Origin of the sequence: Paractinoplanes hotanensis, from assembly GCF_023717965.1 — a bacterium.
GTDB lineage: Bacteria > Actinomycetota > Actinomycetes > Mycobacteriales > Micromonosporaceae > Actinoplanes > Actinoplanes polyasparticus.
Genome location: NZ_JAMQOL010000024.1, coordinates 18,635 through 44,393 on the forward strand (window position 1 = coordinate 18,635; position 25,759 = coordinate 44,393).

At 71.2% G+C, this 25,759-nt stretch carries 28 protein-coding genes; 18 read left to right on the forward strand and 10 right to left on the reverse strand.

What is annotated here, in order from left to right:
* Nucleotides 1-16: 16 nt before the first annotated feature.
* Complete coding sequence (gene gnd / locus LXN57_RS19420) at nt 17-1,456, reverse strand: NADP-dependent phosphogluconate dehydrogenase (protein ID WP_251799593.1); 1,440 nt, start codon at nt 1,454-1,456, stop codon at nt 17-19.
* A gap of 174 nt (nt 1,457-1,630) precedes the next feature.
* Between gnd and LXN57_RS19425 the strand changes: the two genes are divergently transcribed.
* From LXN57_RS19425 to LXN57_RS19435, 3 genes are all read left to right on the forward strand, one after another.
* The gene (locus LXN57_RS19425) at nt 1,631-1,945 is read left to right on the forward strand and encodes a type II toxin-antitoxin system PemK/MazF family toxin (protein WP_221380991.1); all 315 of its coding nucleotides are present in this window, start codon (nt 1,631-1,633) and stop codon (nt 1,943-1,945) included.
* Between the two features lie 155 nt (nt 1,946-2,100).
* Nucleotides 2,101-3,960, forward strand: coding sequence for a SpoIIE family protein phosphatase (locus tag LXN57_RS19430; protein WP_251799594.1), 1,860 nt, complete (start codon nt 2,101-2,103; stop codon nt 3,958-3,960).
* A gap of 21 nt (nt 3,961-3,981) precedes the next feature.
* Nucleotides 3,982-5,856: a substrate-binding and GGDEF domain-containing protein gene (locus LXN57_RS19435; protein WP_285904644.1), complete on the forward strand. Its 1,875-nt coding sequence runs from the start codon at nt 3,982-3,984 to the stop codon at nt 5,854-5,856.
* Here the strand turns inward: LXN57_RS19435 and LXN57_RS19440 are convergent.
* Nucleotides 5,810-6,712: a ricin-type beta-trefoil lectin domain protein gene (locus LXN57_RS19440; RefSeq protein WP_251799596.1), complete on the reverse strand. Its 903-nt coding sequence runs from the start codon at nt 6,710-6,712 to the stop codon at nt 5,810-5,812. The two genes, LXN57_RS19435 and LXN57_RS19440, sit on opposite strands and share 47 nt — an antisense overlap.
* A gap of 138 nt (nt 6,713-6,850) precedes the next feature.
* On the opposite strand from LXN57_RS19440, the gene LXN57_RS19445 reads away from it, so the two are divergent.
* From LXN57_RS19445 to LXN57_RS19465, 5 genes are read left to right on the forward strand one after another with little or no spacing between them, the layout of a single operon-like run.
* Complete coding sequence (locus LXN57_RS19445) at nt 6,851-7,249, forward strand: NUDIX domain-containing protein (RefSeq protein WP_251799597.1); 399 nt, start codon at nt 6,851-6,853, stop codon at nt 7,247-7,249.
* Between the two features lie 17 nt (nt 7,250-7,266).
* The gene (locus LXN57_RS19450) at nt 7,267-8,457 is read left to right on the forward strand and encodes an acyltransferase family protein (protein WP_251799598.1); all 1,191 of its coding nucleotides are present in this window, start codon (nt 7,267-7,269) and stop codon (nt 8,455-8,457) included.
* Nucleotides 8,438-9,691: an erythromycin esterase family protein gene (locus LXN57_RS19455; protein ID WP_251799599.1), complete on the forward strand. Its 1,254-nt coding sequence runs from the start codon at nt 8,438-8,440 to the stop codon at nt 9,689-9,691. Before LXN57_RS19450 ends, LXN57_RS19455 begins: the two co-directional genes overlap by 20 nt.
* A gap of 56 nt (nt 9,692-9,747) precedes the next feature.
* Entirely contained in the window at nt 9,748-10,080 is a 333-nt protein-coding gene (locus LXN57_RS19460) for an ArsR/SmtB family transcription factor (RefSeq protein WP_251799600.1), read from the forward strand.
* Nucleotides 10,077-10,535, forward strand: a complete 459-nt coding sequence (locus tag LXN57_RS19465; protein ID WP_251799601.1) for an SRPBCC family protein — start codon at nt 10,077-10,079, stop codon at nt 10,533-10,535. The genes LXN57_RS19460 and LXN57_RS19465 overlap by 4 nt, the downstream gene beginning before the upstream one ends.
* A 201-nt stretch (nt 10,536-10,736) precedes the next feature.
* Here LXN57_RS19465 and LXN57_RS19470 read toward each other — a convergent pair whose 3' ends face one another.
* Nucleotides 10,737-11,144, reverse strand: coding sequence for a nitroreductase family deazaflavin-dependent oxidoreductase (locus LXN57_RS19470; RefSeq protein WP_251799602.1), 408 nt, complete (start codon nt 11,142-11,144; stop codon nt 10,737-10,739).
* A 168-nt stretch (nt 11,145-11,312) separates the two neighbouring features.
* Between LXN57_RS19470 and LXN57_RS19475 the strand changes: the two genes are divergently transcribed.
* On the forward strand, nt 11,313-11,717 hold the full coding sequence (locus LXN57_RS19475; RefSeq protein WP_251799603.1) for a hypothetical protein: 405 nt from the start codon (nt 11,313-11,315) through the stop codon (nt 11,715-11,717).
* Nucleotides 11,718-11,721: 4 nt separating this feature from the next.
* Here LXN57_RS19475 and LXN57_RS19480 read toward each other — a convergent pair whose 3' ends face one another.
* Nucleotides 11,722-12,771: an alpha/beta hydrolase family protein gene (locus LXN57_RS19480; RefSeq protein WP_251799604.1), complete on the reverse strand. Its 1,050-nt coding sequence runs from the start codon at nt 12,769-12,771 to the stop codon at nt 11,722-11,724.
* Between the two features lie 104 nt (nt 12,772-12,875).
* Here LXN57_RS19480 and LXN57_RS19485 point away from each other — a divergent pair, with 104 nt between their 5' ends.
* The 5 genes from LXN57_RS19485 to LXN57_RS19505 all read left to right on the forward strand — a co-directional run bounded on the left by LXN57_RS19485 (nt 12,876) and on the right by LXN57_RS19505 (nt 17,207).
* Nucleotides 12,876-13,100, forward strand: coding sequence for a hypothetical protein (locus tag LXN57_RS19485; RefSeq protein WP_251799605.1), 225 nt, complete (start codon nt 12,876-12,878; stop codon nt 13,098-13,100).
* Between the two features lie 60 nt (nt 13,101-13,160).
* Nucleotides 13,161-14,441, forward strand: coding sequence for a GlnX family signal transduction membrane protein (locus LXN57_RS19490; protein ID WP_251799606.1), 1,281 nt, complete (start codon nt 13,161-13,163; stop codon nt 14,439-14,441).
* A gap of 10 nt (nt 14,442-14,451) precedes the next feature.
* Nucleotides 14,452-15,498, forward strand: coding sequence for a phosphate ABC transporter substrate-binding protein PstS (gene pstS / locus LXN57_RS19495; RefSeq protein ID WP_251799607.1), 1,047 nt, complete (start codon nt 14,452-14,454; stop codon nt 15,496-15,498).
* A 281-nt stretch (nt 15,499-15,779) separates the two neighbouring features.
* Nucleotides 15,780-16,235 (forward strand): hypothetical protein, encoded by a 456-nt coding sequence (locus LXN57_RS19500; protein WP_251799608.1) that lies wholly within the window; start codon nt 15,780-15,782, stop codon nt 16,233-16,235.
* A gap of 132 nt (nt 16,236-16,367) precedes the next feature.
* Nucleotides 16,368-17,207: a hypothetical protein gene (locus LXN57_RS19505; RefSeq protein ID WP_251799609.1), complete on the forward strand. Its 840-nt coding sequence runs from the start codon at nt 16,368-16,370 to the stop codon at nt 17,205-17,207.
* A gap of 208 nt (nt 17,208-17,415) precedes the next feature.
* On the opposite strand, the gene LXN57_RS19510 is transcribed toward LXN57_RS19505, so the two are convergent.
* From LXN57_RS19510 to LXN57_RS19535, 6 genes are all read right to left on the reverse strand, one after another.
* The gene (locus LXN57_RS19510) at nt 17,416-18,435 is read right to left on the reverse strand and encodes a helix-hairpin-helix domain-containing protein (RefSeq protein WP_251799610.1); all 1,020 of its coding nucleotides are present in this window, start codon (nt 18,433-18,435) and stop codon (nt 17,416-17,418) included.
* A 176-nt stretch (nt 18,436-18,611) separates the two neighbouring features.
* A complete protein-coding gene (locus LXN57_RS19515) occupies nt 18,612-18,875 on the reverse strand; it encodes a GlsB/YeaQ/YmgE family stress response membrane protein (protein WP_251799611.1) in 264 nt (87 codons plus the stop codon).
* Nucleotides 18,876-18,905: 30 nt separating this feature from the next.
* Complete coding sequence (locus tag LXN57_RS19520; RefSeq protein WP_251799612.1) at nt 18,906-19,697, reverse strand: ABC transporter ATP-binding protein; 792 nt, start codon at nt 19,695-19,697, stop codon at nt 18,906-18,908.
* 10 nt (nt 19,698-19,707) lie between these two features.
* Entirely contained in the window at nt 19,708-20,472 is a 765-nt protein-coding gene (locus LXN57_RS19525; protein ID WP_251799613.1) for an ABC transporter permease, read from the reverse strand.
* A complete protein-coding gene (locus LXN57_RS19530) occupies nt 20,469-21,242 on the reverse strand; it encodes an ABC transporter permease (RefSeq protein ID WP_251799614.1) in 774 nt (257 codons plus the stop codon). Before LXN57_RS19530 ends, LXN57_RS19525 begins: the two co-directional genes overlap by 4 nt.
* Complete coding sequence (locus LXN57_RS19535) at nt 21,239-22,216, reverse strand: ABC transporter substrate-binding protein (RefSeq protein ID WP_251799615.1); 978 nt, start codon at nt 22,214-22,216, stop codon at nt 21,239-21,241. Before LXN57_RS19535 ends, LXN57_RS19530 begins: the two co-directional genes overlap by 4 nt.
* A gap of 226 nt (nt 22,217-22,442) precedes the next feature.
* On the opposite strand from LXN57_RS19535, the gene LXN57_RS19540 reads away from it, so the two are divergent.
* The 4 genes from LXN57_RS19540 to LXN57_RS19555 all read left to right on the forward strand — a co-directional run bounded on the left by LXN57_RS19540 (nt 22,443) and on the right by LXN57_RS19555 (nt 25,729).
* Nucleotides 22,443-23,225, forward strand: coding sequence for an IclR family transcriptional regulator domain-containing protein (locus LXN57_RS19540; RefSeq protein WP_251799616.1), 783 nt, complete (start codon nt 22,443-22,445; stop codon nt 23,223-23,225).
* A 211-nt stretch (nt 23,226-23,436) separates the two neighbouring features.
* On the forward strand, nt 23,437-23,943 hold the full coding sequence (locus LXN57_RS19545; protein WP_251799617.1) for an EXPERA domain-containing protein: 507 nt from the start codon (nt 23,437-23,439) through the stop codon (nt 23,941-23,943).
* On the forward strand, nt 23,940-24,374 hold the full coding sequence (locus LXN57_RS19550; protein ID WP_251799618.1) for a hypothetical protein: 435 nt from the start codon (nt 23,940-23,942) through the stop codon (nt 24,372-24,374). The genes LXN57_RS19545 and LXN57_RS19550 overlap by 4 nt, the downstream gene beginning before the upstream one ends.
* 23 nt (nt 24,375-24,397) lie before the next feature.
* Nucleotides 24,398-25,729, forward strand: coding sequence for a cytochrome P450 (locus LXN57_RS19555; protein ID WP_251799619.1), 1,332 nt, complete (start codon nt 24,398-24,400; stop codon nt 25,727-25,729).
* The last annotated feature ends 30 nt before the right edge of the window (nt 25,730-25,759 follow it).

Here is a 25,759-nt window from a genome sequence, read left to right on the forward strand (position 1 = left end):
GGATGGTGCTCGTTGGCTAGGCGTCCACCTCGGGGCGGTTCTCGGCGGCCCACAGGGTGTGGAAGGCGCCCTTCTTGTCGACGCGCTGGTAGGTGTGGGCGCCGAAGAAGTCGCGCTGGCCCTGGATCAGGGCGGCGGGCAGGCGCTCGGCGCGCAGGCCGTCGTAGTAGGCCAGCGCGGACGCGAAGCCCGGAGCCGGGATGCCGTGCCGGGCAGCGGTGACGACGACCCGGCGCCAGGCGTCCTGGGCGCCGCTGACGGCGTCGAGGAAGTACTGGTCGACGAGCAGGGTGGGCAGCTCGGGCGACTTGTCGTACGCCTGCTTGATGAAGTCGAGGAACTTGGCGCGGATGATGCAGCCCGCGCGCCAGATCTTCGCCATCGCGCCCGGGTCGATCGACCAGCCGTACTCCTTGCTGGCCGCCTGGATCTGCTGGAAGCCCTGCGCGTAGGCCACGATCTTGGAGGCGAACAGCGCCTGCTCGACGTCGGCCTGCAGGTCGCCCTCGTGCGTGCCGGCCGTCGCCGACGGGCCGGGCAGGCCCGCGTCGGCCGCGGCCTTCCGGACGTCGGCCCCGCCGGACAGCGCCCGCGCGAACACCGACTCGGCGATGCCGCTGACCGGGACGCCGAGGTCGAGGGCGGCCTGCACGGTCCAGCGGCCGGTGCCCTTCTGCTCGGCCTGGTCGACCACGATGTCGACGAACGGCTTGCCCGTCGCGGCGTCGGTCTGCTTCAGCACCTCGGCCGTGATCTCGATCAGGTACGACCCCAGGCGCCCCTCGTTCCAGCCGCGGAACACGTCGGCGATCTCGGACGGGGAGTGCCCGCCGACCTGACGCAGCAGGTCGTAGGCCTCGGCGATGAGCTGCATGTCGGCGTACTCGATGCCGTTGTGCACCATCTTGACGAAGTGCCCGGCGCCGTCCGGCCCGACGTGCACGCAGCACGGCTCGCCGTCGACCTTGGCCGAGATGTCCTCGAGCAGCGGGCCCAGCGCCTGGTACGACTCGACCGAGCCGCCCGGCATGATGCTCGGGCCGTGCAGCGCGCCCTCCTCGCCGCCCGACACGCCCGTGCCGACGAAGTGCAGGCCGCGCTCGCGCAGCGCCGCCTCACGCCGGCGTGTGTCGAGGTAGTGCGCGTTGCCCGCGTCGATGAGCATGTCGCCCTCTTCGAGCAGCGGGGCGAACTCGTCGATCACGGCGTCGGTCGGCCCCCCGGCCTTGACCATGATGATGACGCGGCGCGGGCGCTCCAGGCTCGCGACGAAATCCTCGGCGGATTCCGACGGGAGGAACGTGCCCTCGTGCCCGAATTCCTCGACGAGTTCCTTGGTGCGGTTGTAGGAGCGGTTGTGCACGGCCACGGTGTGCCCGTGCCGGGCGAAGTTGCGAGCCAGGTTCCGTCCCATAACCGCGAGGCCGGTGACCCCGATTTGTGCCTTCTCCGACATCATTGACACCCTTCCCTAGCAGCAAGCCACGCCGCCTATTCTTACGGCTCCGTGTCGATCAGGGTTCATCACCGTCCCACCCGGTGAGTACGACGGCATTTTCGGCCGGTGTGCCCCGCGGTGGCCTAAGATCGCGCGGCGGTAGGGTTGAGCAATGCCGACGGGGACGCCCACATGAAGCGCGGCGAGATCTGGACCATCGGCAACCGCACCGACCTGCGCTACCGCGTTCTCGTGCTCTCGGCCGACTCGTACAACGAACGCAAGAACGCGTCGCCGTTCTGCGCGCCGATCGTGCGCCAGCGCGGCGTCACCGAGTTGCCGCCGTACGCGGTGCCCCTCACCGAACAGGACCCGATCACCGGCGTCGTCGTGGTCAACCGGATGCGCCGGATCCCGCCCGAGGTGGGTGCGGAGCGCATCGGCATGGTGACCGGTTCGAGCATGGCCCGTCTCACCGACGCCATGCGCTCCCTTTTCGAGCTGTGAAACCCCTTGCGCCACCCCATCGGGGCACCCCCGGTCGGGTGACCAGCGTCCCGTCCCGCCGCAGGTAGCGAGCGGTCGAGATGAACGGCCGATGACGACCCCCGCTCCGCCGGCGTATTCAGGAACCGGACAACTGAGCCTGGGGAGGCCATGCAGTGACACAGGCGTACGCGGCGGCGGTCGAGAGCCTCCGCCCGAGCGCCCCGCCCGGGGCCGGCGAGGCGGGCCGCCTCACCATCGAGCGCGCGGTCGGCCTGCTGGCCGGCCGGGCCCGCTGCCGCCTGGCCGACGCTCATCGTCATCTGCTGCGCATGGCCACCGAAGAGAACCGCGGCCTGCTCGAGGTGGCGACCAGCGTGATCCGTCTGCTCGACGTGGCCGACTCCGACACCCCGATGATGTCGGGCCTCGACATCGGTCGCGTCCCGCTCCAGGTCACCGTGCCGGTGCGCCGGTTCGCGCCGTGGATCGGCATGGTGCAGCGGGTCCTCGACATCACGCCCGGCATGGCCGCCTTCCTCAGCGCCGAACGTGACCCCGCCGGCCGGCTGACCGAGCTGGTCTGGGTCGCGGCGAGCCCCGAGGCGGTCGCCCCGAACGGCCTGCGCGGCGCCCAGCTGCTCGGCCTGCGCACCTCGGAGCACTTCCCCGAGGTCGTGGCGAGCGACCGCTGGGCCGTTTACCAGCAGGTTCTCGACACCGGGGCACCCACCGTGCTCGGCCCGTTCGCACACCGCGACGGGATGTACACGGTGCGGGCCCACCGGCTCGGCGAGGGGCTGTTGGTCAACTGGACCAGGCACGACGAGGTCCCGGGCGGGCTGGGCGACCGGCTGGCCAGCACCGAGCGCCTCGGCAACCTCGGCTGGGGGGAGTGGGACCTGGTCAGCGGCGAGGTCTACTGGTCCGACCAGCTCTACCGCATCTACGAGCGCGACCCGAGGCTCGGCCCGCTCGCCCCGGGCGCCGCCGACGGCAGCGCGGTCGAGGCGGACGAGCCCCTGCGGGCCGCGGCCAAGGCCCAGCTCGATCGAGGCGAGCGGGTCGACGTGGTCACCCGGGTGCGCGTCAACGGGCGGGTCAAACATCTGCGTACGGTGGCCGACGCCAGCCGTGACGCCGACGGCCGCCCGCTGCGCGTCTACGGCATCGTGCAGGACGTCACCGCGCAGGAGGCGGGCGCCAAGCGGCTGGCCGACGTCGAGCGGCAGCTCGATGAGCAGCGCCGCAGCCTGGCCGCCGAGCACGAGCTGGCCGCCCGGCTCCAGCGGATCATCCTGCCCATCCCCGACGGCCCGATCGTGCTGCCCGGGCTCAAGGTGGCGCTTCGCTACCTGCCGGCCGGTCAGGAAGACCTGGTCGGCGGCGACTGGTACCACGCGGCCGAGCTGCGCGACGGCTCGGTGCTGCTGGCCGTGGGCGACGTCGCCGGGCACGGCACACCGGCCGCCACCACCATGGCCCAGCTGCGGCACGCACTGCGCGCGCTGGCGGTCACCACCAGCTGCCCGGCCGAGCTGCTCAAACACCTGAACACGCTGTCGTGCGAGCTGGCCCGCGAGACGCCCGAGCTGGCGTCCACCGCCGTGGTCGCCCGCTTCCACCCGGCCCGCAACGAGATCGTCTGGGCCCAGGCCGGTCACCCGCCGCCGCTGCTGAGCCGGGGCGGCCGCACGGCTGCGCTGGAACGGCCCGAGGGCCCGATGCTGGGCGTGGTCGAGGACGCGACCTACCAGACCGCCCGGCTCGACTTCCGGGTCGGTGACGTGCTGCTGCTCTACACCGACGGGCTGGTCGAGCACCGCCGCCGCGGCCCCGACGACGGCCTGGCCTCGGTGATCGCCACCGTCGACGAGGCCGTGCGGGCCGCCCCCGGGCAGCCGCTGGCCCAGCTGCTCTCGCGGCTGCGGCGCACCAATCCCGACGACGACACCTGCATCCTGGCCGCCCGGCCGGTCAGCGGGGAAACCCAGGATTTGCGCCGATATCTCTCATCTGCGACCCTTGACGGCTGATTTCGGGAGATCATGTCGGCCGTGGGTGGTCGCACGTACGGTGTCCTGTCGCCCTTCGTCGGGGGCGACTACTACGGGACCATCATCGCTGGGGCGAACGAGGCGGCCGTGCGCGCAGGCGACCGCCTCCTCGCGCTGCAGACGCTCGATCCGGGCTCGTACAACGCCGACCGCAGCGGGGTACCCGACTACCGGCGGCCGGTCGCGTGGCGGCATCTGGCCGGGGTCATCGTGCTGGCCGGGGCGATCTCCGAGTCGTACGGGAAATCGCTGCGGGACGTGGGCATCCCCGTGGTGACCGTCGGCCACGAGCTGGCCGACTGCTCGGCTGTCCTCACCGACAACAGCGGCGGCGTCCAGGCCGCGGTCACGCACCTGCTCGAGCACGGTCACGAACGGATAGCGTTCGCCGGGCACGTGGCCCACTTCGACATTCGGGAGAGGCACGCGGGTTACGTGACCGCGCTGCGCGAACACGGACTGACCCCGCCGCCCGGCCTGCTGTTCGACACCATCGACAACCACGAGAGCGGCGGCGAGCTGGTGGCCGACCTGCTGGTGGCGGCCGGGATGCCGACCACGGCCGTGGTGTGCGGCACCGACCGCAACGCGATGGGCGTGATCCGCCGGCTGACCGGCCTCGGCCATCACGTCCCCGGCGACCTGGCGGTGGTCGGCTTCGACGACGTGGCCGGCGCCATGTACATGAAGCCCAGCCTCTCGACCGTGCGGCAGTCCGCGGACCGGATCGGCGCGGCCGCGATCGGGCTGCTGAGCGGGCTGATCGGCCGGCTCGACCCGCCCCGGGTCGTCCACCGGGTGCCGGCCTCGTTCGTGCGGCGCGACTCGTGCGGCTGCCCGCCGAGCGGCCTGCCCGTCACCGAGGACCTCACCCGCTACCTGTTCGGCCAGGTGTGCAGCCTCCAGGAGACGCTGAACGTGCAGCACGAGCTCGGCATCGACCTGCTCGGCCCGCACGACCGCGATCCCCGCGAGATGGCCTGGCTGAAGCGCACCACGGCCTTCGCCGGTTGCCTCGGTCTGTGGCGCGACGGCGCCGTGCCCGCGCTCGACACCGAACTGCGGATCGAGGGCGAGTATCCGACCGGGCACGAGCTGGCCGGCACGACGATGCCGGTCAGCGAGTTCCCGCCCCGGGAGCTGTTCGAGCTGGCCGACGGCGCGGCCGGTGACGCTGTCTTCGTCGTGCCGGTGCGCAGCGCGACCCGCGACTGGGGCGTGCTGGCCGCGGTCGGCCACATCCAGCAGAGCACCCCGCCCGGCAGCGAGATGATGAACCAGTCGGGCGCCCTGCTGGCCGCGGCCCTCGACCGGGGCGCGATGGTTTCCGCGCTGCGCGAGCAGGAGGAGCAACTGCGCGACGCGGCCCTGCACGACCCGCTGACCGGCCTGCCCAACCGGGTGCTGCTGGCCGATCGGATGCTTCAGGCCGGACTGCGCGCCGCCCGGCAGCCCGGCCACCGCTTCGCCGTGCTGCTGCTCGACCTCAACGGCTTCAAGGCGGTCAACGACTCGCTCGGCCACGCCGCCGGCGACGTGCTGCTGATCGAGGTGGCCCGGCGCCTGACCGGCCTGCTGCGCGAGTCGGACACGGTGGCCCGGCTCGGCGGCGACGAGTTCGTGGTGCTGCTCGACGGCCTGCCCACCGACGGCGCCGAGCGGCTGGTGAAGGACAGCATCGCCGCCCGGCTGACCGAGCCCTACGCCATCGACGGCGGCCGGGTCACGGTCGGGGTGAGCATCGGCGTGGCCCTGAGCCGCGACGGTTCCGACCCGGAGGGCCTGCTGCGCGAGGCCGACGCCGCGATGTACCGCGCGAAGCTCGCCTCTAAGGCAGCGACCACGTCTGGCTCGAGTCGCCCGAGCACGCGCTGACCGTGGTCGTGGCGCCGGACCGGCCGGGGTCGGTCAGGCAGCCGCCGCCGGACGAGTTGATCAGAGTGCCGTCGCCGCCGGCCCGCCACTGGGACGACTCACCGTCGCCGCAGTCGGTGACCCGGACCGTGCCGTCACCGGTCGACTGCGCGCACTTGTCGTTGACCCGCAGAGTGCCGTCGGTGGCGAGGGTGAACGACTGGTAGGCCACGGACATGCAGCCGGAGACCTGCACCGGGCTGCCGTTCGAGCCGAACAGGCTGCCCAGCGCGAGGCAGCGGCCGCTGGCCGCCGTGACCTTGCCGGTGCGATCGGACGCGGGCGGGGCCAGGGTCGGGTCGGCCGCCGGCGGCGCGGCTGCGCTCGTCGGCGGAGGCACCGAGCCGGTCGGCACGAGCGGCGCCAGCGACTGGACCGACGCGCTGGGCGAGGCCGACACCGAAGGGCTGGCCGAGACGCTCGCCGACGGGCTGACCGATCCCTTCGCCGAGGGCGCGACGCTGGGGATCTGGTCGAGCGGCGCCTGGCCCGGTGCGGCGGGCAGGGCCACGCCGGGCTGAGGCAGGGCCGGGTCGGCGGCCGGTCCGAAGATCAGGTAGCCGACCACGCCGAGCGCCAGGGCGACACCGCCCACGAAGATTCCGGCCCGGGCCAGCGGGTGCATGGTCAGCCGCGGCTTGCCCGGCTCGGGCGGCTCGTCCTCGACGGCCGGCTGGACGAGGGTGTCGGCCTCGTCCTTCTGATCGGCAGGCGCGGGCCAGGTCTCGGGCTCCTCGTCGGGCGCCCGTTCGGCCTCGGCCACGGCCTTGACGTACGGCCGCACCAGTACGGGATCCTCGCGCTTCTGGTCCTCCACCAAGGCTCCCCTAGACAAGATCGAGGTCCACGGTGGACCGGTAGGAGAACATACGCTATATCGGGTCCCTTCGATCACCCGATACCGGACTTTTACCGTAGGTATTGGTCTGATCATCGATGCGGAATGATGATCTCCATGAGAGGCCCCGACGTTTCCTGTGTTTTCGTCTGCCACGACGGCGAGGGGCGCATCCTGCTCGCCCGTCGATCCGCCCGTGCTCGCGACGAGCCCGGCGCCTGGGACTGCGGGGCCGGCGCCCTCGAGTTCGGCGAGACCTTCGAGCAGGCGGTCACCCGCGAGGTCACCGAGGAGTACGCGACCCCGCCGCTGACGATCGACCTGCTGGGTGTCCGCAATGTGCTGCGCCCGGGCTCGCACTGGGTGGCGATCGTCTTCGCCGTGCGCCTGGATCCGGCGGCGGCCCGGATCGGTGAGCCGCACAAGTTCGACGAACTCGGCTGGTTCCCGCTCGACGCCCTTCCCGAGCCGCTGCACAGCCAGCTGCCGGCGACTCTGGAGCTGTTCGCGGTCTGACGGCGTATGGTGCCCGGATGCCTGCCGCGCCGCGGATGGCTTGGCTCGACGGGCTGCGGGCCGTTGCTGTCCTGCTCGTCCTCTACGCCCACCAGAGCCGTTACGTGCTCACCGACGCTCGCGCCGTCAGCGCCGAGTGGCTGCACGCGGGGCCGGCCGGGGTCATGCTGTTCTTCCTGGTCAGCGGGTACATCATTCCGGCCTCGCTGGAGCGGCACGGCAGCCTGCGCCGGTTCTGGGTGGGCCGCGCCGGTCGTCTGCTTCCGCTCTACGCCGCGGTTGCGCTCGCGGTCGTGGTGCTCGGCTACTACCGCCCGGCCGACCCGGCGACGGCCGCCGTGGCCCACGCGACGATGGTGCCGTTCCTGCTCGGCGTCGTCCCGGCCAGCCCGGTGTTCTGGACGCTCAGCTTCGAGATGGTCTTCTACCTGCTCGTCGCGGCGCTGTTCGCGCTCCGCCTGCATCGGGCCGACAGTGTCGTCGCCGTGCTGCTGGCCGTCGGCGCCGTCCTGACCGCCCCGCTGGCGCCCCAGGCCGTGCGTACGCCGTACGCCGCCGCGGCGCTCGCCCTCGGCCTGGTCGCCCTGCTCAGCAGGCGCCGGTGGGCGGTCACCGCGGGTGCGGTGGTGCTCGGTGGCTTGGCGCTGACCCTGGTGACCGCGGGCGCCGCCCCGTCGCACGCCTGGGACGGGCTGCTCATCGTGGCGGTCATGTTCACCGGCACGACGATCTACCGGGCGGACAGCGGCCGCACCGGCTGGTGGCCGGTCGCCGTCGTGGCGCCGGTGGTGGCGGCCGGGCTGCTGTTCAACTGGTCGGCCGAGCTGGTGTCGCTGGACGCCCTGACCCCGCGCTACGTGGCCCGGGCGGTGATCACGCTGCTGGTGTTCGCGGGCGCGTTCGCCGCCGGCCTGCTGACCCGCCGATGGCGTACGCCGCGGTGGCTGGCCTGGATCGGCGTGGTCAGCTACTCGGTCTATCTGAACCACTACGTGCTGTTGCTGGTGATGCGGCCACTGTTCCCGGCCGGACTGGGGCTCGGGTCGCAGTTCGCGCTCGGCCTCGCGTACCTGTGCGTGGTCTTTGCCACTTCGTGGGTGACCCACCGCTACCTCGAGCTGCCGGGTCAGCGCTGGGCCCGCCGAATGTCGGACGTATGGGACGAACCGGTCGGGGTACGTCCACCCCATGCACCGGTACGGGGATGAGGTAGCCGCCATCGCCCGGCCCCTGGTCGACGAGGGGGACCTCGACGTCCTGCTCGACCGGGTAGGCGACGCGCGGGTCGTGATGATCGGCGAGGCCAGCCACGGGACGCACGAGTACTACGTGTGGCGGTCCGCGCTGACCCGGCGCCTGATCGCGGAGCGTGGCTTCTCGTTCGTCGCGGTCGAGGGGGACTGGCCGGACTGCGAGCGCGTCGACGCGTCCGTTCGGGGTGGCAGCGCGACGCCGATCGAGGCCCTGCTCGGTTACGAACGGTGGCCGACGTGGATGTGGGGCAACGAGGAGGTCGTCGACTTCGCCGACTGGCTGCGCACGTTCAACGCCGGCCGGGACGTGCCGGTCGGGTTCCACGGCCTCGACGTCTACTCGATGTGGGAGTCGCTGCGCGAGATCCTGACCTGGCTGCGCGAGCACGATCCCGACGGCGTCGAGCCGGCGCTGGCCGCCTATCACTGCCTCTCGGCGTACTCGGAGGACCCGCAGTCGTACGCGTGGGCGGCGAAGTTCCTGCGGGCGAGCTGCGCGGACGCCGTCGTCCGGATGCTCATCGACCTGCGCGGGCGCGACCTCGCCGTGTGGCAGAACGCCGAGGTGGTGGCCGGGGCGGAGCACTACTATCGCGCGATGGTCGCCGGCGGCCCGACGGCGTGGAACGTGCGCGACCGCCACATGGACGCCACGCTGGCCCGCCTGCTCGATCACTACGGCGACGGCTCGCGGGCGGTCGTCTGGGCGCACAACACGCACGTCGGCGACGCCAACGCCACCGACCAGGCCGCGCTGGGCGAGGTCACGATCGGTTCGCTGGCCCGCGAGCGCTTCGGCGCCGACCGGGTCGTGCTGGTCGGCCTGGGCGGCCACCGCGGCTCGGTGATCGCCGGCCGCACGTGGGGCGCGCCGATGGCCGAGCTGCCGGTGCCGCCCGGTCGTCCCGGCTCGCTCGAGGACGTGCTGCACGCGACGGCCCCGCCGCGGGCGCTGTTCGTCTTCCCGCCGCTGGGGGAGCGGCCCGATGTGCTCGTCGACGAGCTGCCGCACCGGGCGATCGGCGTCGTCTACCGCCCCGAGCAGGAACGACTGGCCAACTACGTGCCGTCGGTGATCGGCGACCGCTACGACGCGTTCCTCTGGTTCGACGAGACGCGCGCTCTGCGCCCGCTGCATCCGCTGCATGTGGACACCCACGAACTCGAGACGTACCCGACGGGGGTTTGACTTTCCGGCGCGAGAGCGTATGTTCAACCTATCAGTTTATAAACCAGGTGGTTGTCATGCCGGATCAGATCGACGGCGTCTTCTCCGCTCTCGCCGACCCCACGCGCCGCGCGATCCTCGCCCGGCTCGCCACGGGCGACGCGACCTCGGGGGAACTCGCCGGAGCCTTTCCCATCAGCGCCCAGGCCGTGTCCAAACACCTGAACGTGCTCGAGGCGGCCGGCCTGATCGTCCGCACCCGCGAGGCCCAGCGGCGCTGGTGCCGCATCGTCCCCGCCCAGGTGCGCACGGTCGCGGATTGGGCGTCGCAATACGAACGGCTGTGGGCGGAAAGGTACGACGCGCTCGACACCTATCTGGGCCAACTCGCTTCCGAGGAGGAATCGTGAGCATCGCCGTGGAAACCCCCACCGACAAGACCCTCGTGATGAGCCGCAGTTTCGCCGCGCCGCGCGACGTCGTTTTCGCCTGCCACACCCAGCCGGAGCACATCCGTCACTGGTGGGGCCGGGGCAACCCGCTCGACGTCGAGATCGACTTCCGGGTCGGCGGCAGGTGGCGCTTCGTCGAGCACGCCGACGGAAACGAGCACGCCTTTCGCGGCGAGATCAAGGCCATCGATGCGCCCAACAGCTTCACCTGGACCTTCGAGTACGAGCCGATGGCCGGCCACATCCTGACCGAGCAGTACGTCTTCACCGAGGAGAACGGCCGCACCACGGTGACGTCGACCTCCACCTTCGACTCCCAGGAGGACCGCGACGGCATGATCCAATCCGGCATGGAAAGCGGAGCGGAACAGTCGTACGCGGCGTTGGACAATTATCTGCTGAAAATCGCCTGAGTTTTCCGCGGACCGACGGCAAGGGCCAAGATGCAGATGTCGTAGCGGGGTGGGTGGTACGGACCGCAACTCCCGTCGAGGGCCCGGGCGGGGCGAGCAGGGCGCTGGCGCGCCCGGAACGCTCACCCCGCCCGGGCGACCTGCGTGCGTGGTCACGCTCCTTCGGCGCCGCTCAACAGCTTGACGAGCCCGCCGCTGTTCTCAGATCCGGCTCAGGGCCACCACGGGGATCGTCCTGGTCGTCTTGGCCTGGTAGTCCGCCCACCCGGGGTCGTCGGCGGCCGCGCGCGCGAACGCCTGATCCCGTTCCTCGCCGGTCAGGGGAACGGCCGTCGCCTCGTACGTCTCGGAGCCGGTTTCGACGGTCACCCGTGGATGCTTCCGGACGTTGTGGAACCAGTCCGGGTTCTGCGGCGCGCCCGCGGCCGAGGCGATCACCAGGATGCGTTCGCCGTCGGGCTGGACGCCCAGGGGAGTGGTGTGCGCGTTGCCGGAGCGGGCGCCCCGGGTCGTCAGGAGGATCAGCTCGCTGCCGGCGAACGGGCCGCCCACGCGGCCTCCGTTGGCGCGGAACTCGTCGATGATCTGCTGGTTGAAAGGGTTGGGCATGGGTCGCTTTCTGTCGGTCCCGGAAGGAAAGAGCAAACGGGCGGAACAGAAAGCAGCGGCGGGCCACGGGCCCGCCCGCGGGTCACGCCTCAGCCGGGCGCCCCACTCGGTAATGGCCCAAGGCCGACCCGGCAGTCACGAACCACACAATACCGCTACGGTTCAGCTGTGGAGCGCGGCGAGGTATGGCGGATCGACTTGGACGGTCCGCAGCCTGTCGTGTTGCTGAGCGTCCACGAGCCGGGCAGCGCGGTGCTGCGGGCGATCCAGGTGGTTCCTCCCGCCACTGCCGAGCAGAAGCGCGGCTTCAGCTTTCTGGACGTGGACGAGCTTCCGGCCGAAGCCGGGACCGGTCGTGGATCGCAGATCACCGGCATCGAGGTGCCGATCGGCGCACCGGAGGGCCTCGATCCGGCCGGGGTAGTGCGCCTGGCGTTGCCGCACGAGGGCCGCATCTTCTGCACCTGGCAGGTCACTCTGGCCGCGGAACACCTCGTCGAGCGGGTCGGGACGCTGTCGTCGGCGGCGATGCGAAGGCTCGACCATGCCCTGCGCCTCGCGGGGGAGACGTGACATCTCAACGGCTGAGGACGGTGGCCTCGTGGACCTCGGGGTAGGCCGGCGCCTTCCAGGTGTCGCCGGTGACGGCGGAGTGCAGGAACGAGCCCGTGTAGTCCACGGTGATGTCCAGCGCCCGCCGGCCGTCGAGTGAGCCGAGCGGCAGCGCCCAGCGCAATGGCGCCGCCACCCGGAACGCGGCCAGGTCGGTGAACGACAGGCGGCCGGCGCCGGTCAGGGTGAAGGAGCGGCCGGGCATCGACGGGCTCTGGCCGGCGTTGAGCAGCAGCAGCGGGCGACTGAAGCCGTCGGTGGCGGCGGCGCCGGTGGGGGAGCCGTCCAGCGAGACCGCCGCGGCGCATCGGCCGTCCAGGCGGCACGCCTCGATCGCTGCTGTGCCGCCCAGGCCGTGACCCACGTACGCGATCCGGCTGTTGTCGGCCCGGGCCCCGAACTGCTGGGCGGCGCGGGCGGAGGCGAAGCGCGCGTCGGCTGCCCACACCGAGACCAGTTGGTCCTCGCGGCCCGACGAGGAGCCGGCGGCGCTGGCGGCGACCGGGCGGCCGTCGATGACGCTGAGGCGCGAGCTGTAGGTCGGCGTCACCCCGACCACGACGTTGCCGCGCGCGGCCAGTCCGGCGGCCACCGCCGCGTACTGCGGGGCCGAAAGCCCCAGGTCGGGCAGCAGCACGACGATCGGGAAGCGGCCCCGGGCCCAGGGGATCTCGTCGCGGGTTCCCGTGCGTACGCGATCGAGCCTGGTCGTGGCCCAGCCGAAGCGCTGCAGACCGGCCCATTCGCCCGGCGCGTAGGCCGACTCCGGACCGCGCGCGCCGGCCGCGGCCGGATACCAGACCCAGGTCGACAGCATGCGGGGCGTGCCACCGACGGGGGCGAACTGGTCGGTGCGGGACCGGTCGACCCACAGATCGGTCAGGCGGCCGACCGGATGCTGCCCGGACGGGGCGAGGCTGACTGCGCGCTGGGACTGCGCCCTCGCGTACGTCAGGAAGCCCGCCACCAACGCGAGCACGATGACCGCCACCGCCAGGATCCGACCGATTCGCACCGGTGAATTGTGCCGCATCGCGCCGGGGATGCCCGTCCTGTCCCGAATGGCGGCCGGACCGGTGCCCGCCGCGCGGCCGGATTCAATTTCGGGTCATTGTGCGAATGCCGTTCCGCAAGCATTTCGTGTGTGGGGTCGCCGACGTCGATACCAGCCGTCCGGGCGTCGTAAAGGGGGCCAGAATTTATACGGAGGGTGAGATCGTGGTGGACGTGCGAACGATGTCGGACGCCTGCGGCAAGGTCGCCGCGCGACTCGCGGCGGCCGATGCCGCACCAGAGGTTACGCGGAGCAACGTCCTGAAGAATGGCGGATGGACGCCGGGTTAACGGCCGGGAATGGCGTCCTCCGATGATCGAAGAATGGTGTGGGTGCATTACCTTGAGGCCGTGCCCGTAGTGCAAAGGGCCTTCCGGCCCGAGACTCCGGCCCGGCTGCGGCTCTGGGCCGGCGCCACCGCCCTGACCGCCGCCGTCCTGCTCGTCGCGGCCTGCCTCGTCATGGCCCGCGTGCAGCAGCAGGCCCGCATCATCGGCGACGAGGCGGCCCCGCAGGCGGCGAACGCGGCCGACCTCTACTTCGCCCTCAGCGACATGGACGCCCAGGTCGCCCGTCTCGTGCTCACCTCCGGCCGCGACGACCTGGCCGGCAGCAACATCGACGCGCTCGGCGCCTACCGGGAACGCGGCCGCCAGGTCGACGAGAGCCTGCAACGCTCGCTCACCACCGCGACGAGCGAGGAGGAACGCGCCATCGTGCTCGGGCTCCTGCACGACCTGGGCGCCTACCGCGAGCGCGTCTGGCAGGCGCTCACCGCGGGCCCGGCCGCCGCCGGCTACTACACACAGGCCACCAACGTCCTCCACCTCGACCTGCTGCCCGCCGCCACGAGCCTGCGCGAGGCCGGCGAGGAAAGGCTCGATTCGGCGTACGGAAGCAAGCGCGCGACCGAGATCGCCGGGGTGACCCTCGCCGCGGTCGTGGGCGGGCTGCTGCTGATCCTGCTGATCGGGTTCCAGGTGTGGCTGGCCCGGCGGTTCCGTCGTCTGTTCAACCCGGCGCTGATCACCGCCACGGTGCTGACCGCGCTGCTGCTGGCGCCGATGGCGACGGTGCTGATCCTGCAGGGGCAGGTGCTGAGCCGGGCCCGCGACGAGAGCCTGATCCCGTTCCTCGACCTGACCCGGGCCCGCGCGATCAGCTACGACGCCTCAGCCGACACGTCGCGCTACCTGATCAGCAATCGCCTCGACGTCTACCGCCGGGACTTCGACCGCAAGGCCGACGCGCTCGAGGCCGGCGACTCCGGTCTGCCGACGGTGGCCGGCGGTCCCGACATCGGCCCGTACTACACCGAGCAGGTGGTCGAGCGCTGGAAGGCGTACCGCGCCGGCCACGAGCGGATCGTCGAACTCGCCGACACCGGAAGGAAGGCCGAAGCGGTCACCGCGCTGACCGGCATCCGGCGCGGCGACGCGTCCTTCGACTTCTCGTACTACGACGCGGCCGTCGCCGAGATAGCCGCGTCCCGCCGGGACGACTTCGACACGGCCCTGCGCGACGCCGGCATCCTGCTCACCGGCTGGCCGTTCGTCCCCGCCGTAGCCCTGGGCCTGGTGATCCTGCTGGTGCCGCTGTCGGTCCGCAAACGCTTCGCCGAGTACCGCTGAGGAGCCGGCCATGAGAAACCGCGTGATCGCCGCGGCCCTCCTGCTGCTCGGCGTAGCCGCGTGCGACTCGTCGAGCACCCCCGACCGCGCCTGGATCGACTGTGCCCCGGGCGCGATCACCGCGCAGGGCTCGTCGGCGCAGACCAACGTCGTGAGCGCCTGGATCAAGGACTACCAGGTGAGCTGTGCCGAGGCGACCATCGAGTACGCCAGTGTGGGCTCCGGCCAGGGCCGCCGCTCCTTCTACGCCGGCACCGGCGACTTCGTGGGGTCCGACTCGCCGATCGCCGCCACCGAACAGGCACAGGCGACAGCGCGCTGCCGGGGCCCGGTGCTGCACCTGCCGATGGTGGTGGGCCCGATCGCCCTCGCGTACACCGTCACCGGCGTCGACGACCTCAACCTGTCCCCGCCCACGATCGCCCGCATCTTCACCGGCCGGATCACCCGCTGGAACGACGCGAGGATCAAGGCCGACAACCCCGGCGTGACGTTGCCGTCCACGCCCGTCCGGCCGGTGCACCGTTCCGACAACTCCGGCACGACCGACAACTTCACGAAGTTCCTGGCCGCCACGGCCCCCGCCGACTGGACGCTGAAGACGGGCTCGGCCTGGCCCGCCTCCGGCGGTGTGGCCGCCGACGGCAGCAACCGCGTCGTGTCAGCGATCGAACGCACGGACGGCGCGATCGGCTACGTCGAATCCTCGTACGCCCGCTTCTCCAACCTGCCGACCGCAAGAATCGGCAACGCGGCCGGCGATTTCGTGCCCCTGAGCGACGCCGCAGCCGCCCGCACGGTGTCCGGCGCCAAGGTCACCGGCGCCCGGGGCGACCTGCGGCTGGAACTCGACTACCGGATCGACGACCCGCTGGCGTACCCGCTCGTCCTGGTCACCTACGAGATCGCCTGCCGGCAGGGCTCCTCGGAACTGGCCAAGAGCTTCCTGGGGTACGCCGCGAGCCGCGCGGGCCAGGACAAGGCCGCAGCCACCGGTTACGCCGCGCTGCCCGAAGAGCTACGGGCCCGGGTCGAACAGTCGGTGGCGTCGCTCTGAGCCCCCGCCCGGCGACAGGGCCGATGCTTCGGCCGAGACAGCAGCCGGCCCCGAACTGCCGCGCCGGTGCCCGCGGGCAGAGCCGCAGGTCCGCCGGGCAAAGCTGGCCCGCGGCCATCCAGAAGCAGCACCAGCTTCATGCGACGGTCAATGCAGTTCGGGGTGAACGGATCCTTTCCGCCTTCGGCGGTACCTTGATCACCACCGACTGACGAAGCGGGTTGGAGATGGCGACGGGTAGCGTTTGGGGCATCTCCCGACGAGCGGCTTTGGTTGGCTTCGTGACAGCCGCGGTAGCCGTTCCCGCGGCGCTGCTCGCCTGGGCGCCGTGGTCCAGCACCCTGCCCGAAGTCGAGCGGGGAAACGCCCGGTGCCCGTCGCCGCCCTCCGCCCCGCCGCCGGCGCAGTCCGGGACCGGTCCGCTGGTCCCGGACGTCCGCTACCACATGGTGCAGCTGTGCCCGCCCGCGTCGGCGGGGCGGACCTCGTTCCGAATCCTCAACGACCGGACGTCCACCGAGATCGTGAACCGGATCAACGCCCTCTCCACGGCGCCACCGTCACCGGTGTGCGCCACCGCCGCCGGGTCCCCGATCGACCTGGTCCTGCGGGCCGGCAGCACCGAGACGATCATCCGCCTCGACACCGGACCATGCGGCTCCGCCCACCACGACGGGGTGGTCCGATACGGCGCCCACGACCTTTACCGCTACACCACCGACCTGCTCGAGCACTGACCCGACCAGCGGCGGGCCGACCCTGCCTACAGCAAGCACGCCGGGCCGGTGACACGGGGAGCGTCAACTTCGCCACCCGGAGTCTGCTGCGGGACCGGTCGCACGGATCGTGGTGTGTGTTGAATGAGTGGCATGCATATGCGTCCCGCGGAATTGGCGGCGATCCGTGCCGGCGATGTCGACCTGGCGTTCCGCCGGTGGGAACGGCCTCGGGTCAAGGTCGGTACCCGGATGCGGACCGCGGTCGGACTGGTCGAGGTCACGTCCGTCGATCGCGTGCCGGTGAGGACGCTGACCACTGCGGACGCCCGCCGGGCTGGGCTGGCTTCGCTGGCGGCGCTGCGGCAGGGGTTGGACCGCTTGCGCTCCGACCGGCCGGTTTATCGGATCGGGCTGCGGTACGCCGGCGCTGACCCGCGGCAGGCGTTACGGGAGGCGGTGCCCGACGCTGGGGAGATCGAAGCGATCGGCGTATGGCTGGACCGGCTCGACCGTGCCTCGCCGACCGGGCCGTGGACCCGGGCGACGCTGTTGCTGATCGACGAGCTGCCGGCCACCCGGGCGCCCGACCTCGCCCAGCGGGTGGGCCGCGACACCGCCTCGTTCAAGCAGAACGTGCGCAAGCTGAAGGAGCGCGGCCTGACCGAATCGCTGGACATCGGGTACCGGCTCTCGGCGCGCGGCGCCGCCGTTCTGGACCACGAGGGGCGTCCCCGGTTGACCGGCGGCCGGTCGGAACCGGAACCGGGCATCCCACTGCCACACCTCGGCGCTGCCGCGACCCGTGCGCTCAACGCGCGCGGGGTGGTCCGGCTCGATCAGGTGGCCGAACTCAGTGCCGGCGAGGTGCAGGCACTGCACGGAGTCGGGCCCTACGCCCTTCGCCATCTGCGCTCGGCGTTGGACGCGGCCGGGCTTGCTTTCCGCGACGAACCCGGCGCATCGCCGCCCGCCATGCCGGAGAGGTCCTGAACATGTCGTCCGCACGCCGAAACCGAAGCGGTTATGGCGCGCTCAGGACGAGCCGCGGTTCATGTCCTGGTTCCACACTCGGCAACCTCGAGGCAATTGAACGGCGACGTGGAGGGGTGCCTGGTCGCGCGGCGGACAGGCGAGAGTGGCGGTAGAGACGACGATGCCCGGCGGGACGTGAAGTCCGCCGGGCATCGCCTGGTGGTGCTCAGTTGCTGGTGTCGAGCAGCTGCTTGGCGCGCTCCGGCCACGTCGGCAGGCTGGGAGCGAGGCGCAGGCCGGCCGAGGTGACCGCGTTGCGCAGGGTCGGCACGTCGGTCTCGGCCAGCTGGCGGAACGTCGTGATGCCGCCGGCCGCGAGGGCCATCGCCATCTTGGGGCCGATCCCGGCGATCTTGGTGAGGTCGTCGGGCTCGGTTACCGCGCCCACGGCGACCGGGGCCGGGACGGCGGCGACCTCGTCGGCCTCGGCGATCCCGGGCACAGCGGCGGTGGTGTCAGAGCTGGAGAAGACCGGGGCGATGACCGGCGACGCGACGGCGGGCTCGCTGATGGCGGCCGGGGCGGGCACGGCGGCGGGCTTGGGCTTCGCCGGCGTACGGGTCCGGGCCGCGCGCGGCTTCGGGGCGGGCTTGGCCACGGGCTCCGGCTCGGCGGGCGGCTCCACCACGGCCACCGGCTCGGCGGCGACGGCCACCGCGACCGGCTCCACCTTGGTGACCGAGATCGGCTCGGGCGTGGTGACGCGCTCCGCGTCGGCCTGGGCCTCGAATTCCGGGGCAGCGGCGGCCTCGGGCTTGGTGGTGGTCGCGGGCTCGTCGGCCACGGCGACCGGCTCGAACTCGGCGGTGACCGGCTCCGAAGTCTCGGCCGGCGCCGGCTCGACGACGGGCTCGGCCGCGGTGATGACGACGGGCTCAGCGTCCGCGACGGGCTCAGCGTCCGCGACCGGCTTGGTCTCCGTAGCCGGTTCGGCCACGGCGACAGCGCCGGCAGTCGGTTCGGTGTGAGTGGCGGCGACGGGTTCGGGAGTCGGCTCGGTGGCCGGCTCGGCCTTCGGCTCGTCCTCGGTGGAAGTGGCTTGGGCGGCCGTCGCCGGCGCGCTGGTGGTGGCGCCGGGGGCGGGCGTCTCAACGGCGGCGGGCTTGGGGGACCGCTGCGCGCGCAGCAGCCAACCGGCCACGAAACCGACGACGACCCCGGCAACAAGGGAGAGGAACGATGCCATCTGAAGGGCTCCGAACAATGAGAGCTGCGTATGTGGCGCGCAGCATCGCACATCGCCCCGTATGCACACCATGAGGGTGGTACCGACGGAGCGACAAAAGACATTGCTCCGTCACCCGCCGTCAGTGATCCGTCACGCCGGTGGTATTCCGCAAAGGACCGGAAACAAAGATGTCGTCAACGGTGCGACCGGGCCCGGGTCACCAGGGCGACCCCGCCCGCGGCCAGCGCCACCTGCAGGATCAGCTCGATCCAGTCGACGCCGCGGGTGTCGTCGGCGCCGATGGCGGCGGCCAGGAACGTGCCGATCAGCGCGGCGACAATGCCGATCAACAGGGTCAGCCAAATTGAGATCTTCTGCCGGCCCGGAAGGACCAGCCGGCCCAGCGCGCCGATGACGAGTCCGATGATGATGGCGGTGACAATCCCGGAGATCTCCATGTGACAGCTCCCGTCCTGAGGTTCTCTCCTTCAGGATGACGCGCCCGCGCCACCGGGCTGAAGCTTGGCTGCCTGAATCTGCTCGTAGACGTGAGTTCGCAGTTCGGTGAAGCGCGGGTCGGCCCGGGTGTGCAGCTGGTCGCGGGCCGCGGGAAGGTCGACTGTGATCTCGTCCTGCACGACCGTCGGCGACGACGACAGCATCAGGACCCGTTGCCCGAGGTAGACCGCCTCGTCGATGTCGTGCGTGATGAACAGGACGGTCACCTCGAGGCGTTGCCACAGCGCGCGCACCAGGTCTTCCAGGTCGGCCCGGGTCTGCGCGTCGACCGCGGCGAACGGCTCGTCCATCAGCAGGGTCGACGGCTCGTACGCCACCGCCCGGGCGATCGCCACCCGCTGCTGCATGCCGCCCGAGAGCTGCCACGGGTATGCCGACTCGGTACCGGCGAGCCCGACTGCGTCGAGTGCCTGTTCGACCAGGGTGGCCCGTCGATGGCGAGTGATCTTTTTCTGCTTGAGCGGGAGCTCGACGTTGTCGCGCACCGACATCCACGGGAACAGACTGCGCCCGTACTCCTGGAAAACCATCGCCAGACCCGGCGGGGGACCGCTGACCTCGCGCCCGTCCAGGCGGACCTTCCCGCCGCTGGGCTCGAGCAGGCCGGCGATGCAGCGCAGCAGCGTGGTCTTGCCGCAGCCGGACGGCCCGACCAGGCAGACCAGTTCGCCGCTGTCGACCGTGAACGTCAGATCGCGCAGCGCCTCGACCTCGCGCGCCCCCGACCGGTAGACCTTGTTCAGCGAAGAAACCTCAAGCATGTCGGACCTCTCAGGATCTGCGCTGCGCCTCGCGCAGACCGTGGTACCAGCGGAGCGCCCGCCCCTCGGCGAGCCGGAACAGCAGCGACAGCACGAAACCGAGCAGGCCGAGCAGGATGATCCCGCTCCACATCTCGGGGATGGCGAAGCTGCGCTGGAACTGGACGATGGTGAAGCCGAGCCCGTTGCTGGCCGCGAACATCTCGCTGATCACCATGAGGATGATCGCGATCGAGAGGGCCTGCCGCAGACCGGCGGCGATCTGCGGTGATGCGGCCGGCAGGATCACCCGCCCGATGCGGGCCGGGCCACTTATCCCGTACGCCCGGGCCGTGTCGATCTGGATGCTGTCCACCGCCCGCACGCCCTCGACCGTGTTGAGCAGCACCGGCCACACGCACCCGAAGGCGATGACGATGACCTTCATGCCGTCCCCGATGCCGGCGAACAGAATGATGACCGGCACCAGCACGGGCGGCGGCACGGCGCGGAAGAACTCGAGCACCGGCTCGACCGTGGCCCGCACCCACCGGTTCAGGCCGACGGTGACGCCGACGGCCACCCCCAGCACGGCGGCCACCGCGTACCCGGCCGTCAGCCGCAGCAGGCTCGGCACCACGTCGGCGGTGAACCGGTCGAGCGTCCACGTCTTCCCGAACGACTCGAGGATCTTCGACAGCGGGGGAGCGTAGAAGCTCTCGCTGCCCGCGCTGAGCAGGTACCAGGCCGCGAACAACACGACCGGCAACCCGAGCACGTAGGCCACCCGCTTCATGCCGGCACCTCCCCGCGTACGGACTGATGCCACGCCAGCGACCGGCGCTCGAACACCCGGGCGGCCAGGTTGATGCCCACGCCGAGCAGGCCGGTCACCGCGATCAGGGCGTACATCAGCGGCACCGCCCCCGACGTCTGCGCCACCGCGATCGACTTGCCCAGGCCGGGCGCGCCGATGACGAGCTCCGCGGTGACGGCCAGCACGAGAGCGACCGAAGCAGCCAGCCGTACGCCGGTGAAGACGTACGGCAGGGCGGTCGGCCACAGCACGTACCGCACCCGCGCCCACGGGCCGAACCGGAAGCTGCGGGCGGTCTCGTCGGCGATCGGGTCGACGTCGGCCACGCCGTACAGCACCTGCACCAGCACCTGCCAGAACGCGGCGTACACCACGAGCAGCAGCGTCGAGCCGAGGTCGGTGCCGTAGAGCAGCACCGCGAGCGGGATCAGCGCCACCGACGGGATCGGCCGCAGGAACTCGATCGTGGACGCGGTGGCCGCGCGCAACACCGGCACCGCGCCGATGAGGATGCCCACGACGACACCGGCCGCCACCGCGATGAGCAGCCCGATCGCCCAGCCCGTCAGGGTGTCGCCGACCGCCCGCCAGAACTCGCCGGTGACGAGCTCGTCACCCAGGGCGGCCGCTATCCGGCTCGTCGGCGGCAGGTAGTCGTCGTTGACCAGCCCGAGCCGCGGCAGCGCTTCGACCAGGACGAGCAGACCGGCCAGCCCGGCCACGCCGAGCAGGCCGGCGCCGCGCGTCATGGAAGCAGCTTCGCCACGTCAGGGGTGGCGCCGTCGAAGATGCCGTCCTGCCCGCCGAGCTTGGCCAGCGTGTCGACCGACTCCTTGTTGATCTCGGTCGGCCACTTGGGCAGCGTCAGCTCGGCCCGGGTCTTCTCGTCGATCTTCGTGTAGCTGCCGAGCACCCCGCGCACCTCGTCCGGGTGCCCGTCGGCGTAGGTCAGCGACTCGTTGATCGCCTCGGTGAACCGCTTGACCAGGTCGGCGTCCTCACCGGCAAGCTTGGCCGAGGTGAAGTACGCGGCCACGCTCAGATTCGGCGCCGCGTCGACGTAGTTGGACGCCACCATCCGCCCACCGGCCGCCTTGACCTGCGTCAGCGAGGGCTCCACGACCCAGACCGCGTCGACCTGACCCTCCTCGAGCGCGGCCGGCGCGTTCGCGAACGGCACCTCGACGAAGTTGATGTTCTTCGGATCGCCGCCGGCCTTGCGCACCGATTCCCGTACGGTCGTGTCGCCGATGTTCTTGAGCGTGTTGACCGAGACCTTCTTGCCGACCAGGTCGGCGGCTGTCCTGATCGGGCTGTCCGCCTTGACCATGACCGCGCCGAAGTCCTTGCCCTGCTCGCCGGTCGACGCGACGCCGTTGGCCACGGTCTTGATCGGAACATTCTTGGTCTGCGCGATCAGCAGCGACGTGAAGTTGCTGAAGCCGAACTGGAACTGCCCGCTGACCACACCCGGCACGATGGCCGCGCCGCCCTGCCCGCTCTCCATGGTCAGCTCGATGTTGCGGCTCTTGAAGAAGCCCTTCTGCTGACCGAGATAGATCGGGGCCACATCGACGATCGGGATGACTCCCACCTTCACCTGGTCGACGCCGCCGGCATCGGTGTCGCCACCGGATCCACCGTCCGATCCACAGGCGGCAGCCGAGCCGATCAGCGCGACCAGCGCCATCCCCGTAGCTATCCCCGTGAAGACACGTCGCATTCGTTTCCTCCGGTAGGCTGTGCGCATTGCGAACGAAAGTTCTCGATGTGAACGCTAGGATGTGGCCCGTGTCACGTCAACGATCTTCATCGATCGGTATGCGGTCGAGATCGGCCGACCCCCCGCTCACCACCGACCCGGCGCCACCGACTTCCGCGCCGGTGTCGCCCCAGTCCGCGCCGGTGTTGCTCGCGCCCGCGCCGGGGTCGCTCGTGGCCGAGCCGCGATGAGAGAACCCCACCACGTCCAGTCGCTGAAACGCGGCCTCGCCGTCATCCGCGCCTTCGACGCCGACCATCCCGAGCTGACCCTGAGCGAGGTCGCCCGAATCTGTGATCTGACCCGGGCCGCCGCCCGGCGCTTCCTGCTCACCCTGGCCGACCTGGGCTACGTCCGCACCGACGGCCGCCATTTCAGCCTGACGCCGCGGGTCCTGGAACTCGGCTACGCGTTCCTCTCCAGCCTCTCCCTGCCGGAGGTGGCCGCACCCCACCTGGAACGCCTCGTCTCCCAGGTCCACGAGAGCTCCTCACTGTCCATCCTGGACGGCGACGACGTCGTCTACGTGGCCCGAGTCCCCACGAGCCGCATCATGGCCGTCTCGATCAACCTCGGAACCCGTTTCCCCGCGTACGCCACCTCGATGGGCCGGGTGCTGCTGGCCGCCTTGCCCGAGCCCGACCTGCAGGCCTACCTGACCCGCGCCCGCCTCGACCGCCTGACCGCCAAGACGCTGACCACCCCCGCCGCGCTGCACACCGAGCTGGCCCGGGTGGCTGCCCAGGGCTACGCCATCATCGACCAGGAACTGGAAGAGGGCCTGAGAGCAATCGCAGCCCCCATCCACAACCGGGCAGGCGCAGTAGCCGGAGCCGTAAACATCTCAGTACACGCAGCCCGAGCCACACTCGACACCATGCGCCGCCGCCTGCTCCCCCCGCTGTTGGCGGCCACCGCCGCGATAGACGCCGACCTACGCCTCAACGCCCACCACGCGGCCCGAGCCTGAAACCGAGCTCAGCCGCCGCTCGCGAGCGGGGCGCCCGCACCTATGGCCGTCGGAGGGTGGTGTTCGTGTCCGAGACATGATGATTGATCGGGTGGCCCCTCGCCGGGAGCGACCGCTCATTTTCTCCTGGCCGTCAGCTGTCGCTGTCGGGGAAGCCGGCCGACGGCTGGGCGGTGGACCTGCCGGTGAAAGATGCCTAAGATCCACCGGGATGGATTCCTCACCTCCGGCGCCGTTGCGTGAACGGCCCGTCGATCTGCTGTTCGTGGTGTTCTTCGTGTTCAACGCGGTCGTCGTCACCTACACGATCGATATCGAGCAGCTGGTCATCGACGATCCGGAGCGATTCAGCTATCCGATCTGGCCACCGCCGGCCGTCGTCGACTTCATCCACTGGTACGGGCGGTCGTTCGACCCGTTACTGATGGCCCGGCCGGCGTTCTGGCAGATGACCATCTGGATCGACGTCCTGCTCTTCGGCCCGTTCTATCTGGCCGCCGTCTACGCGTTCGTCCGGTCGCGGTCCTGGATCCGGGTGCCGGCCCTGATTTGGTCCGGCATGATGGCGTCCAATGTGCTCATCATCCTGATGGAGCAGCGCTTCGGAGTCTCCGCCAGCCCGCACTTCGGTGTCGTGCTCGGGGCCTACCTGCCGTGGCTGCTCGGGGCGATCGCGATGTTCCTGCGGATGCGAAAAGCCGAGGCCTTCCCCCGATGATCGATGCCGGCGTGTTGCGGGAGGCCCTGCCGGGGCAATGGCGGGTGCTGGCCACGACGTTCCCGATGTGGTTGACCGGGCGACGGCTCGACCCGTGTTTCACGTACGGCCTGCTGCCCGGCTCGCCGCTCGTCCTCCGCGACGAGGTCAGCTACCGGACCACGGCGGGCGCCACCCGGCGAATCACCGGGGTGGACCGCTTCGACTCCGTGTCGGGGCGGTTCACGTGGCGCGGCACGGGGCCGCTGAGCCTGCTGTCGAGCCGGTGGCGGGTGACCCATCTGAGCGACGACCGCGAGCTGATCGTCCTCACCTTCGACCGTTCCTTGGTCACTCCGGCCGGCACGGACGTGATCGGGCGCGGCACGGGGCAGCGACCGGACGCCCGGGACCGCATCCCGCCGGACGACACACTGCACTGGCTTCGCTGACCCCCGACGTAAGGAGTCCCGGCATGGCCGTCGACCAACTCGCGCCGCCGCCCGCGGTGCCCGGGATCCCGCTGCTGGGCAACGCGCTGCCGATGATGGGCGACGTCCAGGGTTTCCTCGTGGACACGTACCGCCGGATGGGCCCGGTCTTCCAGGTCCGAGCTTTGAACCAGTCGTTCGTCATCATGGCCGGCGAGAGCGCCAACCGATTCCTGATCGAGCACGGCGAGGCGGTTTTCACCAGCGCGGAGAGCTTCGGCGGGCTGGATCAGCAGTTCAACATGCGGGTGCACGTGCTGCGCGGGCGCCCGCACCGTCACCTGCGCAAGCAACTGGCGGCCGGCGTGTCCCGGGACCTGCTCGCCGCGCGCTGGGACGATGTCATGGCCGTCACCGACCGCACTCTGCGGTCGTGGGAGGGCGATCCCGCACTGCCGGTGGTCGACCGGTTCCAGCGGCTCGCCGCCGATCAGCTCTCCATCGCGTTCACCGGGGCGAGCTCGGCGGCCCGGTTCGAGCAGCTGCGGTCGGCGTTCGAGCTGGTTCTGGACGCCACCATCACCGGCAAATGGCCGCGTGCGGTGCTGCGTTGGCCGGCCCACCGGCGGGCCCGGGCTGAGATCCTGGCCTTCGCCCGGGAGGCGCTGGAGCAGCGTGCCCAGCATCCCACCGGAGGGCCGGCCGACCTGCTCGACCGGGCGCTCGCCGCGACGGACGAGAACGGGCAGCCGTACCCGCCGGAGGTGCGGGCGGGCATGGCGCTACAGGGCTACTTCGCCGGCATCAACACGGTCGCCTATCTCTACAGCTTCATGCTGTACGCGCTGCTACGGCACCCCGAGGTGTTGGACCGCGTACGCGCCGAAGTCGACGCGGGCGGACCCCTCACCTTCGAGCGGCTGCGTGACATGCCGGCGCTGCACGGACTGGTGCTCGAGACGTTGCGCGTCTACCCGCCGGCGCCGGGCTCCGCACGTACGGTGACGAAGGCCTTCGACTTCGAGGGTTTCCGCATCGAGCAGGGCCGCCGGGTCATCGTGGCCGCGTCGGTGCCGCACCTGCTACCGGAGCACTTCCCCGAGCCCGAGCGGTTCGACATCGACCGTGATTTCGCGGCGGCGCGCAAGGCCTCGGTGTACGCGCCGTTCTCGGTGGGCGGCCACACCTGCCTCGGCGCCGGGATGACCGAGGTCCTCGCGGTCGCGACCATGGCGACGCTGGTCCGACGCCTGACGGTCGAGCTGCCGCGCCCCGAACGGCCGCTGCGGATCACCGCGACACCGGGCCCCAACCCGGGCAAGCGCTTCAAGGTCGCGGTGTCATCCCGGCAGGAGCAGGCCGACTACTCTACGTGACTCAACGGCGAGTGTGCTCTCCCACTCACG